This is a genomic window from Moorena sp. SIO3E8 (assembly GCF_010692445.1).
GTDB classification, from domain to species: domain Bacteria; phylum Cyanobacteriota; class Cyanobacteriia; order Cyanobacteriales; family Coleofasciculaceae; genus Moorena; species Moorena bouillonii.
In genome coordinates this window covers 1-13,424 of the sequence record NZ_JAAHHM010000159.1, presented here as the reverse complement: position 1 = coordinate 13,424, position 13,424 = coordinate 1, and the positions used below count along the sequence as shown (strand labels likewise).

Below are 13,424 nucleotides of genomic sequence, written 5' to 3'. Positions count from 1 at the left end.
TAATTGGGTTAGGGAATAGGGAATAGGGAGTCGGGAGTCGGGAGTCGGGAGTCGGGAGTCGGGAGTCGGGAGTCGGGAGTCGGGAGTCGGGAGTCGGGAGTCGGTAGTCGGGAGTCGGGAGTCGGAAATTGAGAATTGAGAATTAAGAATTGAGAATTGAGAATTGAGAATAGGGAGTAGTAATTTTTCATTTATTTGAGAGATTGCACCAGAAAAAAAACTAAGACCGGGAGTAATAACAATCTATTTCAGTAGTGAAACAGTCAAATATTATTACTGTTACCAATTCCCGATTCCCGATTCCCGATTCCCGATTCCCGATTCCCAATTCCCGATTCCCGATTCCCGATTCCCAATTCCCAATTCCCGATTCCCAATTCCCAATTCCCGATTCCCGATTCCCGATTCCCGATTCCCGATTCCCGATTCCCGATTCCCTATTTATAAAGACAATAATAACGCCCTTTAATAGCCATTAATTCTTGATGAGTTCCCATCTCTTCGATGATTCCTTTAGACATCATTAAAATCAGGTCAGCGTTTTTAATTGTGCTGAGTCGGTGGGTAATGAATAAGACAGTACGACCTTTAAAGGCTTCAGCTAAATTAGTACAGACCCTTTGCTCCGTTTCATAGTCTAAAGCGCTGGTGGCTTCATCTAAAATTAGTAGTCGTGGATTTTGCAAAACCGCACGGGCGATCGCTACTCGCTGTCGCTGTCCCCCAGATAAAGCTGAACCTCGCTCTCCCACCTGAGTGTTGTAGCCATTGGGCAAGTCCATGATAAAATCGTGAGCAGCAGCTATTTTAGCAGTAGCAATAATTTCTTCAGTGGTGGCTTCTGGATTATTCAGGGCAATGTTTTCATGGATTGTGCCCTCGAATAACAGAGGGTTCTGGGGCACAATTCCTAGCTGACGTCGTAGGGAATAGAGTTCAACTTTACTAATGTCATAGTTATCAATTAGAATTCGACCTCCTAAGGGTTCATAGAAGCGGGGTAAAAGCTTAGTTAACGTACTTTTACCAGAGCCACTTTGTCCCACAATTCCTACAAAACAACCAGCTGGGATGTCGAGATTAATTTTACTGAGTTGCAACGGACCACTATTACCAAACCGGAAGGAAATATTCTCGTATTTAACAGTACCTGTAATCGGTGGCATGGTTAAGTTATTCTGTTGTTCTACTGGGGATTCTTGAGGGTGATTAAGAATATCGCTCAGACGCTCAATGGATAGAGCAGTTTCCTGGAAGTTTTGCCACAGTTGGGACAGCCGCAGCAGGGGACTGGTGACATAGCCAGCAATAATCCGAAAAGCGATTAATTCTCCTAGGGTTAATTCACTTTGGAGTACTAAATAAGCTCCCACCCATAGCACTAATAGACTAGATAATTTATGGAGAAAATTGCTGATTGAACTAGCGGTAGTGGAGAGCTTAACGGCTTTAAACCCTTCTGAAATATAACCACCGTAGCGCTGTTGCCAAGACATGCGAGATCGTAGTTCAATGTTTTGGGATTTAACGGTTTCAATACCATTAAGCACTTCCACCAGGTAAGAATGGGTTTGTGCGTTGCGCTGGGCCTTACTCCTTAACATGCGCCGTAATATTGGTGAAAAGATTAGGGTCAGCAAGATAAACAAAGGCACAACAGCTAATGCGGCTAGGGTAAGTAGGGGACTGTAGAGCACCATCACGGCAATATAGATCACAGAAAAGACTGCATCTAAGACTACAGTTAAGGCTGTTCCGGTCAGAAACGAGCGAATTTTTTCTAATTCCTGAACCCTGGTTGCTAATTCCCCAACGGTACGTTTTCCAAAATAACTCATTGGTAAACGCACCAAGTGGTCAATTACCTGGGAGGCGAGGGCTAGGTCAATCCGGTTAGTAGTATCAGAGAATAAATAGGTACGTAAAGCACTTAATATGGCTTCAAACAGTGCTACAACTATTAGTAAAATTCCCAGGACATGGAGGGTATCTAGGCTATTACCACCAATTACCTGGTCGATAATTACCTGGGTCATTAAAGGATTGACTAAGCCAAAGAGTTGGACAAAAAAGGATGCGATTAATACTTCAAAGAGTACTTGACGATAGCGAGATAGTATTGGTATAAACCAGGAAAGACCAAACTTTTTCTTGGGGGTAGTTGTTGCTTCTTTTAGTAGCAGTACTTGACCGGATTTGCCCCAAATGTCGATAAAGGTAGATAATTTACGGCGTTTGATGCCACCAGAGGTTGGTATCCCCAGTACCACTTCTTTTGGTGAGGCGTTGTAGACAACAGCGAAAGTATCTTCCCAACGGATCAGAGCTGGTGTTGGCAGCTGAGTAATTGTCGTTGCTGCTATCTTGACTAGCTGGGTTTGCAATCCCATTAAATCAGCGATAGCAGCGCAAAATGGTAAAGTAATGGTGCCGGTTTTTTGCTGGTTAGTAATCACTCTTTGGATGACCTCCCGCTTAAACGGGACTTCGAGATACTCACTGAGCATCTCGAAGCAGGCTAAGGTCTCTTTTAAAATACCTCTGCCACTTTTAAAGGGATATTTTCGGCTGTGCTCTTGACCCTGATTAACTACAGGTAAGGATTCGGGTAATGCGATTGACCTTTGGTCACGCTTCGCGATCGCATCACGAGCAGAGCGAAATTCTAGTTCAGGGCTAGCAGAAATAGAGGTTATGCCTGCATTGTTACCAGTTGCTACCTCCGCCAATAGCATTGATTTCGGTAATCCTACCAAGCGCACTTGCTGGAGAGTGGCGTAATTAGGGTTTTGTGAATTGATACGGCTACCCACTGGCAAGTTAGGCGGAGGATTACCGCCACTGACAAACCACATCCACTCGGGGTCTAATTGGGCTGAGTCTGCTGGGGGGAAGTGGTAAACTACTGCTTGTTGAAACCCTTTCAGTGCTAGTTTCCGGAGCTCCGTGATGCCATCGGCTCGACGTTCGAGCTCAGCACCAAGTAAGTCAAAGATTTCAATCAAAGCACAATGGTCTTGAAAGGCAGTAGCGACGGAGGGATAGGTCTGTAACAGCTGGAAAAATTCCTTTGCTGGTAGCGCTAGACAATCTACTTCCTCTGATGCGATCGCAGTTTCACTATAGACTTCCCGTACTAAGCTCGCCCAGCCTAAAATCGCACCGGGAGAGAGCTTTTGAACCGTTACCTCCTTATTTGTGCGGGGGTCATAACCTAGTAAACGAGCTTGTCCTTGATAGAGAATTACCACATGGGAGGGTATTTTCTCCCGCATTAAAATTGTTTCACCAAGGTGATAGTGTACTGGCTGCAATTGTGCAGATAATTTTTCTAACGCTGTAGTTGGTAGTTGATTAAAAGGAGATACACTAGCAATAAATTCTTGGATGGGGGAAGTGGTAGAAGTCATGGCAATAAAATTAAAGAGTAGGGAGTAGGGAGTAGGGAGTAGGGAGTAGGGAATCGGGAATCGGGAATCGGGAACAGGGAACAGGGAAATAATCCTGTGTACTTAATAGTTATGAAAAATGCTGTAAATACAAAGTGATTAACGATCACCGATATAGCATTTATAAATAGATCATCATAACCAATATTGATTTCTCATAAGACCAAAAAATTTTATAGCGTTTATTGCATTTATGAAGTAGGCTTAATTGCCTCAAAGTCCCCCTTATTAAGGGGGATTTAGGGGGATCTCTTTGTAGCTTATGGGAGAGAGAATTGCTATATATATTGACCCTACTCCCTACTCCCTACTCCCTGCTCCCTGCTCCCTACTCCCTGCTCCCTATTCCCTTTTTCTATCAATTGTTGTAATTGCTCACCGAGCCATCTATTAAACAATTCCTTTAGCAGTCGCTGACGCATGGGTTGGTCTAACTGGGCTGGAATTAATTTTTCTAGGCGCACAATCACAATCCACTCACCTATTTGTGTTGGTGTCCACAACTGACCAGGCTGACTCAGCTTCAGAATCCGAGCAATCTGAGGGTGGGGCATAGTCATGGGCATCAGACCAATTAATCCTCCACTTTGAGCTTCTGGTCCTTGGGAATATTGCCGTGCTATTTCAGCAAAGGATTGCTCGCCATCCTCCAGCCGATAATAAAGTTCCCGAGCGACACCTTTATGCTTAACACGAATCAACGAATAACTAACCTGATCTAGCTGCTGTTTGCGCTCGAGAAAGTAAGATTCTAGTCGGTGACCCCAGGTTTCTTGTTGGAATTTTTCAAGTTTTAGCTCACGGGTTGCCAAGGTTTTTAATTGGTTTAGAGTGATCTGATGATTCTGACACCAAGCCTGACGTGCTTTGTCATCCGTGAGCTTATGTTTGGCATAAAACCGCTCTTCAGCACTGGTTTCCTCTTCTGGGGTGCAGCTGATTCCAGCGATCCCATGGTCAATAATAATTTCCCGGAATAGCTGAGGCAGCAAAAGATATCGTCTCAGCAGGGGGATAATTTCTGATGCTGTAATAGTTTGGTTACCAACTTGTAAAATGTCGTTCATCACGCTTTTCTCTACAATATTCAATGGTTACCCATGCCAAACATCGAAAAGTAGCTAGGTGCAATTCTCATATTGACTTGATAGTGATAGCTGTTAAAATTAATTAATTGTTTTTCAAATATGAATTCGCTATAGTCCGCTAGGTCATCAATTCCTAGCACGTTTAAAATAATTTCAGTTATAAGCCAAACTATGATTTTATGCCACATTACCCTGTCCTCTTTACCTGGTTACTGGAGAGTTATCAACTGTGATTAATTAGTAAGACACCTGAGAAATATCTCGGTGGGAGCATGTCACCTTTGTAATTAGGTTAATAGATCCCCCCTAGCCCCCCTTAAAAAAGGGGGGAATTAGATTCAAAAGTCCCCCTTATTAAGGGGGATTTAGGGGGATCTAAATCAGGGATTAACAAAATTGACATTCTCCCTATATCGGTATCGTTAAATCTCTCTAGTTTTAGAGTAATGAGCAGAGCCAGGAATACTGTCTCAGTTTTTGCCTCAGTTTTGGGATGAAGTGTTTTAGTTTAGCTGATTTTTTTGATTTTTATTAGATTACTTTCAGGCTGTATTCAGATTCTTTTTAAGTTACTTTCAGATTGAGCAATAAATAGATAATTTCAACAAAAATAGGGGTGTATATACCATAGTATTGAAGACTATTTGTATCAGTTTTTGTATCAGTTTTGCTGTTTTATTCAGACATATCTCATTTTGACCTCATATTATTTCCGATAGCATCGGTATTAGAAAGCTATTGAGCTTAGAAAAAAAATGCGATCGCTAATCTAACTAGCGATCGCTGACAGTCTTGGGTAAAAACCGTTTAAGTAAGAACTAATCGGAACAGTCTTGGGATCACACTGTTGTGTTACACAAATGCATTAAATGCCTGCTCAGCAGCATCGAGATTGCCGAATACAGTCAGATTATCCTCGCCGCCAAGGATAGCTACTACCGCTTCTTGACCACTAACTGTTTCGCGACCGAAACTAATATTGCCCAAGAACTCGTCAGCGAAATCAAAGGCATCACCGGCCTCAAAGTCAGTGATTTGGTCAAAGTCCTGGAGACCGTCTTGGAAGATTTCACTGCCGAAGGCGAAGATGTCTGCACCTGAATTGCCAGTTAACAAGTCATTGCCAACGCCTCCGTTCAACACATCATTAGCGCTACCACCAATCAGAGTATCATTGCCCTCATTACCGAAAACAGTACCGTTAACAGTGCCTGCGATACCATCATAGGTATCATTACCAGCACTGAGTAGAACATCGCCGTTGATAGTACCTTGGTTAACAATAGTTACGTCACCCTCAGCACCCTGAACATCAATACCGACCTGAGGGCTGCCTGCAACAACACCACCGTTGATAGTGCCCCTGTTAATGATGTCGCCGTTGAGTTCGACTCCGTCCTCAATCAGTACTGCCGCATCAGTTTCTGAGGTTAAGGTGCCTTCATTGACAATATCACCATTGAAGACTGAGAGGTCAGTATTAGTACCTTGTCTGAGGCGAACAGCAGTTGCTCGGTTGTTACCCACCGGCACACCACGTCCGATCACCGTACCTCGATTAATCACGCTACCTGTGACATCAGCACCGAGTTGTAGAGAAATGGCATCTCCATCATTGCCTTCACCGACATCGATCAGACCACTACTTTCGTTGACAATCGAGTAGGAAAGCGCACTCTGGTCAGTGTAAACGACACCATCCCGGGGACTGGCAGAGGTGAGAATCTCACCGAAGTTTTGAAGGCTAATATCTTGACCACCGATATTTACGGCACGACTAGCACTAGTGATAGTACCAAAATTCTGCAGCGCCCCAGAAGAGGTACCGCCATTGGCAAAGCTAACGCCGTTGAAAGCACCATCAATCGTACCGTTATTAACGATTGTACCGTTGAGTTCGACTCCCGACTCAATCAGGACACCACTGTCAGTTTCTGAGATCAACGTGCCTTCATTGACAATATCACCATTGAAGACTGAGACATCCGCTCCTCCGATGTCAGTACCCTGTCTGAGGCGAATCGCAGTAGCTTGGTTATTACCCACCGGCACACCACGTCCGATCACCGTACCTTGATTAACCACACTGCCTGTGACATCAGCACCGAGTTGTAGAGAAATGGCATCTCCATCATTGCCCTCACCGACATCAATAACAGCATCAGGACCGTTGAAAATATCATAGGATGTAGCAGTCTGGTCAGCGTAAACGACACCATCCCGAGGACTTGCAGAGGAGATAATCTCGGCTAAGTTATCAACTCTGATGTTCTGACCACCGATGTTGACGGGACGACTATCACTAGTAATCAAGCCTTGGTTGGTTAATGTACCAGAAGAAACACCACCATTAACGAAGTTGACACCGTTGAAGCTACCATCAATTGTCCCTGTTTCTGCGTTAAAGATGCTAGCATTAGTGCCGGTGATATCAACAGCACTACCATCAACATCCAATGTACCGAATACGGTTAAAGAATCCCCTACTCCGGGTAGTACTACGGGCTCGGTTAGAGTTTCTCCAGTGGGAATAAAAGTGTTTGACATCAAAGTTCCTCCGAATGCAAGTGAATTATGTTGAGACTGGAAGTAAACACTGGTCTACCGGCAATAGACCAGTGTAGTGTGTGTAACCTCAGGCAAACATTGACCCTTAGGCAAAAACCATCGGTTTTAACAGGGCATTAGCGCTGTTGTCTAGTCGCTAAGGTGTCTATATTTCTACAATGGCATTCGGATCAGAGCCTAATGTCTCAGTTTTTGTCTCAGTTTTTTAGCTCAGTTATTTTAACTAGGCTTAGTTGTATAATTTTTTTCATACTTAGCCCAGGGTGAGCTTAGATTTTTCTCAGACTAATCTCAGGTTGAACCATCAACCGATGAAATTAATTCTATTGAGAGGCGCTATATAGCATAAGTTGGCATAATAGTTGTCTCAGTTTTTGTCTCAGTTGTCTCAGTTTTGCTTTTTTTCTCAGTTTGGCTTCAGTTTTGGTTCAGTTTGGCTGCATTGATCAATTAAATCCTATGACATTTGGCTTAACAAGCGTGTTATATCATGTCAGGATAATTACCCTTAATAAAAATCTCCCCCATCTCCCCATCTCCCCATCTCCTCACACTTTTATTATGGGTATTCAACCGAACTTGATATTATTCTCCCATCACCCCATCAACCTACAGTCTTAATGTCAATCATTTAGCCGGTCTACTTTAGTGATAGTGCTTAATTTTCGGCTGTTATCCGGGATAGGGTAATCAGTTAACGAAGGTGTGATCTGGTTTATAGGATTTATAAATCAGATGTAAACATAGGAGGTCTTTTTTTATTGTCCAATAAAAATCCGTATCTCTTTCCCCTCTTGTCTTTCCCCTCTTGTCTTTTGCTTTTTCCGGCAATAATTTTGTTTACAAACCAGATATAAACGCGCTTATCAGTTGTTAAACAATTTGTAAGCATATGCGCTACGCGCAGGCTACGCCAACAGCCGTCAGCTTATTTTATTCAAAAGCTGTTCAGTGTAGCTTGGCCACAGGCCTTGGCCACAGGCCACGCTACGCGAATGGCTGAGAGCTCAGAGCTGAGAGCTGAATGCTGAGAGCTCAGAGCTGAATGCTGAGAGCTGAGAGCTCTCAGCTGAGAGCTCTCAGCTGAATGCTTACGGTTAGTTAGCTAAACACCGCTCCACTCACAGCTAGGGAGAGTTGCTTTGGTGAAGACCAAGCTTTTATTGTGCTGCATTGCAACCACAACGTTTTCTGATGGCTGCTTCTACTTAATCGGTGATCAAGGTCAGCAATTGGAATTCAGTGATGAGGATAGCTCAAAGTTATGTCTATTTTTATGATCGGCACCCAACGCTCAGGCTCTAATTTATTGCGCCTGATGTTGAATCAGATTGGTGATCTCGCTGCTCCCCACTCCCCTCACATATTGCAGCGGATGATGCCATTACTACCTAGCTATGGGGATTTGAGTCAAACGGACACCTTTACCCTATTAGTCAATGATGTGTGTCGTTTAGTGGAACTCAATCCCGTCCCTTGGGAGGGTGTGCATTTAGATACAAAGGAAGTTATTTCCCTTTGCCGAGAGCGGTCTTTGGTGGCCATATTAGCCTCTGTTTACGATATTATGGCACAAACTTGGGGAGCACAGCAATGGTGTTGCAAAAGTTTAGCCAACGTTTACTACCTGCCAGAGATTACCGCCTACTTGGAAAACCCTAAATTTATCTATTTGTACCGGGATGGTAGAGATGTGGCGGTTTCTTTTAAGAAGGCAGTGGTTGGAGAAAAGCACTTCTACCATATTGCTCAAGAATGGGCAAAAGCCCAGCGTTTAGCACTCCAGATGCGCTCTCGCCTAAGTCCCGAGAGGTTTTTTAGCATCAGTTATGAAACCCTAATCAGCTCTCCTGAGACTACCCTGCAGGATCTGTGTAATTTCCTAGGGGTGCAGTATACTCCTGAGATGCTAGATTTCCATCAATCCCAGGAAGCCTCGAATGCTGCAACGTCTAGCTCCCTATGGAGTAATGTCACCCAACCTGTAATTAAACAAAACACTAAGAAGTTTCTCCAGGAAGCTACGGATGAGGAAATCCTGATTTTTGAATTGGTGGCCGGAGATGTACTTGATGCTCTTGGTTACGAACGGGTTGGGATTCTTAAAGGTAAAGAAATCAAATTCAGCAGCACTGCGATCGCTAAATTTAATGCGATTAACCAAAGCTTAAAAGCAGAGGCACGCCAAAAAATGGATCCTGAGGACTTAAAGCGACGAGATCGCCAAGCCACTCTGCTCAAAGAGATTAAAGCACGTCAGACCGTAGTGGCTTAAAGAACTGACTATGTTAAAAAAACTGCATGTAAACTCGGAAAATTCCGAGTCGGTATCCCTTTGGTTTCTCTTCTGGAACTTTTTCAAGATCGGTAGTACAGCCTTTGGCGGTTTCATGGCTCTGATTTCCGTGGTGGAGAATCGGATGGTGCGGCGGCACAAGCTCCTCACCCATGAAGATATGCTAGACGGCATTTCCTTAGCCACTGTTTTACCTGGTCCAGTTGCTGCTAACGTAGTAGTCTATGTGGGCTATCGCTTGGGGAGGACTAATGGCGCTGTAGTCAGTGCCATTGGTGTGTTGCTCCCTTCTTTTATCCTGGTAATTGGTTTAACGATTGCTTATCTCCAGGCCGGGGAAATTCCAGCACTTCAAAAAGCCTTTGCGGGATTTATTCCTGCAGTGGCGGCAATTATCTTGAGTGCCGCCAGACGCATGAGCAAAAAAGCGATCAAAGGCTGGCGGGAACTAGTGATTGCAATAATCGCGGCAGTCCTACTCAAGGTAGTAGGAGGATTCTACATTACTGTGCTAGTCGTGGTGGGTTCTGGATTGCTAGGATGGCTTTGGTTAGGTGACACTAAGCACTCGGGACAGGAGAATTCCCAAGCTCAACCGATTCAGGAGTCAATTCAGGGGATTTCCTGGCTGAAGCTGTCAGTCACCTTGCTCATCCTGCTGAGTTTTCCCTTGCTTTCTATGATTCCCCTACCCTTTTTGGGGGAAACCAGCCTCGCGAAACTATTCGTGACATTTTCCGGCATGAGCCTAATGCTATTTGGTGGAGGCTACGTGTTCATTCCTCTGATTCAAGAAGTGGTGGTGAATACTTACGGTTGGGTGACTCAGACAGAATTTGCTAATGCGATCGCAATCGGACAAATTACTCCTGGACCAATTCTGATCAGCGCTGCCTTCATCGGTTATGTGGTGAAAGGAATTTCCGGAGCAATAGTAGCAACAGTAGGCATTTTCTTACCACCAGGACTGCTGATGGTAACCTGTTCCCACTTATTGAAACATATCAAAGAATCTACAGTGATTCAGGCGGCGCTCAAAGGAATTCGTCCTGCCGTCATTGGCATGATCATTACCGCTGCTATTGTAGTAGCTAGGAGTGCTGAATTTCATGTTGGCAGCTTGGTGATCTTTGCCGCAGCCCTAGTTGCCCTGTGGCGGTTCCGGGTGAAGGTGCTGTTGATTATCCCGATTGCCGGAATTTTAGGCTTAGTACTTTACTCAATCTAGAATGGATTGCTATAGCAAAGGGAACAGCGGATCTGGGAGCAGGGAGTAGGGAACAGGGAACAAACATTCTCTCAATTGATTTAGGATTGCTATAATATAGAGTTTTAAAACAAGTTGTAAAGTTATAGATTGTCGAAAAAGGCAAGAGGCAAGAGGGGCAAGAGCTCCAGAGTTTTATAGGAAAATAAAAAAAAGACCTTCTCGGTTTACATCTCAAATACAAATGCTATAGCAATCCGTGTAGGAATGGTGAGAATTTTTGTTCCCTACTCCCTACTCCCTACTCCCTGTTGCCTGTTGCCTGTTCCCAGAATTCCTAAACGGATCCCTATTAGCATCCCAACTTTTTAGCCTCAACGTTTCAATCAGCTTATCCAGGGAGCCATAATCCTCTGCCGGTAAAAATTTTTCTATCTTAGCAGCTGCCAGGGCTGGATGATTTGCTGGGATATTCAGAAGCGCGTCGGTCACTGCTGCGACTAATTGGGGGTCAGTAGCCTTAACCGCAGCAATCGGCCACTCGGGATAGAGCTCGGTGGTATGAGTATAGAAGAATTCGTCCTTAACCGACTCTAGGATTCTTAGCTGTTCCAGGTTTTCCAGCAAGCCTTGGTTGAGCATCTTTTCTAATTGACCTGTACGGATAAACCCAACATCAATTTTGCCGTTGACTACGTCAAGCACAATCTTGTCTTGTGATTTGTTTTCCACAAAACTGCTGAAGTCCAGGAACGGGTCAATACCATTTTGAAGCAGATGATAGATTTGAAAAGTGCAGCCAGCCGCCGCCGTTTGAAAAGCCACGCAGGCTGCCTTCTTACCCTGCAGATCCTTCAGCTTGTAGATATTGCTATCGCTTCTGACGATGATCAGACCAGCAAATTTTGTACCCATCTGAGGTCGAGAGTGGGTAAGTAGAAACTTCGTATCGTAGAGCCGACGGATTTGCACAGCTGCCAGAGGATTGTTGGTGGTAAAGTGCAAATTACCTTGGGCTACTTCAATGAATTGACTTTCTTGGGTAACAGGTATTAAGGAGAAAGGGCGATTAATCACCTCAGAGAGGTAGTTTAGGAGTGGCTGATACCGTTGTTTGACAGAATCCACGCTATCAATGGTAAGTACACCCACCCGAACAGTATTGTCCGAAACTGGTTGATGGGAAGTATCAACGGCTATCACTGATGGGTTTGCAGACTGTTTCTTCTCGCAGGCGGTAAGCCCTAGGAGAAGAGCAATCGATACACCAGTTAACATATTCATTGTTGTCTGTTGATAACTTATTGAGTTTACTAGTTTTTTAAGCATCAAAACCAATTAAAATCTTCAAAAATAATAATCATAAAAATAATTGAAACTAGATCTTATTTTTTCTTTGGCAAGAGTTATTTCAATTGATGGATACTTTGATAAAGTTTCGATGAAGTTTTCGATGAAGTTTTAGACATACCCTAGCCAGCCTTAGTGTTTACTGTGAACAGTTACGAGTATACACAAGACTCCCGAAAAACTATACCTGTAGAGTTAGCCATGACTAGATCACTACTACCCCTAGCATATATTCAGTAAATTGGCGTAACTCTTAAGGCCCAAAATTCAGTTAATTTACTGAGATAACTTCCTAGATAAATATGGTTAGATTAAAAACTGGAGTCAATCTCAAAATTCTAAATAGGTTGTGAATGATTACGTGGCCAAGATTCTTGGAATTCCAATAGTTTTGGGTTTCTGGATGTTCACAAATCGTTTATAAACCCTATAGTTATCCTTCTCGGAAAAATAGTCACAGTCCTATGCATTGTTCAAAAGACTTACCCTGGGAATTACCAGTCATACCTCAAGGGATAACCCAAGATCGACAACAGCACTACCATCAACAATCAAGTCAACCCACCGATTCCAACAATTCCCAACCACAAAGGAAAAGTAATGATCTGCGCACTCAATTATTGAAGACCATTCTCCCAGCGGTTTTAACCCCTCTAGGTCTGGCTGGACTATTCAGCTACAGTGCTATTTCCCGCAGCTCCCAACAGCAAGCTGAGCAACTATTAGAGGGTGAAACCCTAGTTGCGGGCAGAGTTTTGTATATATTTTTAGAGGAAGCAAAAAGAATACCTGCTACTTTGGCGGCTAGCCCTCTAGTAGTTGAGGCGGCTAGCACTGCAGCTAAAGTTTCTCAACTTAAAAACCTTCCTAAATTACCTTACTACGAGGTTGAAGAGTCTTTCTCTGCTACCCGGTTGCTCCAGCCGAATCAAGCTCTCAATTATTACTTACGTAAAACTACAGCAATTCATGACTTTTCCGAGATATCTTTCACCGAAAAGCACGGGTTTAATGTGGCTTACAACAGTCCTACTCCTGACTTTGTCCAACGGGATGAAGACTGGTGGCAAGATGCAAAAAATGATCCCAGTCAGCAGGTGATTAAAACGAAATTTGATCACACTGAGGATAGGTTCGTGATTGAGTTCAGCAAAGCGATCACAGACCCAGCAACTGATGAATTCCTAGGGGTTGTTAGAGGAGTTTTGCCTGCCTCGGTTTTCAGCACCATATTTAAAAACCTGCTGAAGGATTTGGAAATTGGGGATTCTCAATCTATGCAGCTACTAGCCCTGAATAAAGACGACACTGTGGCTGTTGTTGATACCATCTACCAAGGGAAGAGTAAAGACCAGCCACAGAAACTGCTCGGGGCAAAGGATCAAGTAGTTGTACAGAACGTAAAAATTTTGCTCGAAGCTGTTAAAACTGGGCAAACAGTGCAGCAGAAGGGACTGACCATAAAG

General features: G+C 43.8%; 10 protein-coding genes. 4 read left to right on the top strand and 6 right to left on the bottom strand.

What is annotated here, in order from left to right:
• Positions 1-8: 8 nt before the first annotated feature.
• The gene (locus F6K46_RS33890; protein ID WP_293117815.1) at positions 9-191 is read right to left on the bottom strand and encodes a hypothetical protein; all 183 of its coding nucleotides are present in this window, start codon (positions 189-191) and stop codon (positions 9-11) included.
• Positions 192-254: 63 nt separating this feature from the next.
• On the opposite strand from F6K46_RS33890, the gene F6K46_RS33885 reads away from it, so the two are divergent.
• Entirely contained in the window at positions 255-479 is a 225-nt protein-coding gene (locus F6K46_RS33885) for a hypothetical protein (RefSeq protein ID WP_293117813.1), read from the top strand.
• Here the strand turns inward: F6K46_RS33885 and F6K46_RS33880 are convergent.
• The 4 genes from F6K46_RS33880 to F6K46_RS33865 form a co-directional block, all read right to left on the bottom strand.
• Positions 438-3,410: a peptidase domain-containing ABC transporter gene (locus F6K46_RS33880; protein WP_293064015.1), complete on the bottom strand. Its 2,973-nt coding sequence runs from the start codon at positions 3,408-3,410 to the stop codon at positions 438-440. The two genes, F6K46_RS33885 and F6K46_RS33880, sit on opposite strands and share 42 nt — an antisense overlap.
• Positions 3,407-3,559 carry a hypothetical protein gene (locus F6K46_RS33875; protein ID WP_293064026.1) on the bottom strand — a complete coding sequence of 51 codons (153 nt, stop codon included), beginning with the start codon at positions 3,557-3,559 and terminating at the stop codon, positions 3,407-3,409. The genes F6K46_RS33880 and F6K46_RS33875 overlap by 4 nt, the downstream gene beginning before the upstream one ends.
• 183 nt (positions 3,560-3,742) lie before the next feature.
• On the bottom strand, positions 3,743-4,516 hold the full coding sequence (locus F6K46_RS33870; RefSeq protein ID WP_293064028.1) for a peptidylprolyl isomerase: 774 nt from the start codon (positions 4,514-4,516) through the stop codon (positions 3,743-3,745).
• An 873-nt stretch (positions 4,517-5,389) separates the two neighbouring features.
• A complete protein-coding gene (locus tag F6K46_RS33865) occupies positions 5,390-7,084 on the bottom strand; it encodes a hypothetical protein (protein ID WP_293064030.1) in 1,695 nt (564 codons plus the stop codon).
• 1,285 nt (positions 7,085-8,369) lie between these two features.
• On the opposite strand from F6K46_RS33865, the gene F6K46_RS33860 reads away from it, so the two are divergent.
• Together F6K46_RS33860 and chrA are read left to right on the top strand one after the other, a co-directional pair.
• Positions 8,370-9,380 carry a sulfotransferase gene (locus tag F6K46_RS33860; RefSeq protein ID WP_293064033.1) on the top strand — a complete coding sequence of 337 codons (1,011 nt, stop codon included), beginning with the start codon at positions 8,370-8,372 and terminating at the stop codon, positions 9,378-9,380.
• A gap of 10 nt (positions 9,381-9,390) precedes the next feature.
• Complete coding sequence (gene chrA / locus F6K46_RS33855) at positions 9,391-10,629, top strand: chromate efflux transporter (RefSeq protein ID WP_293064036.1); 1,239 nt, start codon at positions 9,391-9,393, stop codon at positions 10,627-10,629.
• Positions 10,630-10,902: 273 nt separating this feature from the next.
• Here chrA and F6K46_RS33850 read toward each other — a convergent pair whose 3' ends face one another.
• The gene (locus tag F6K46_RS33850; RefSeq protein WP_293064039.1) at positions 10,903-11,892 is read right to left on the bottom strand and encodes a phosphate/phosphite/phosphonate ABC transporter substrate-binding protein; all 990 of its coding nucleotides are present in this window, start codon (positions 11,890-11,892) and stop codon (positions 10,903-10,905) included.
• Between the two features lie 530 nt (positions 11,893-12,422).
• On the opposite strand from F6K46_RS33850, the gene F6K46_RS33845 reads away from it, so the two are divergent.
• Positions 12,423-13,424: PDC sensor domain-containing protein (locus tag F6K46_RS33845; protein ID WP_293117809.1), on the top strand; the 1,002-nt coding region annotated here is incomplete at its 3' end.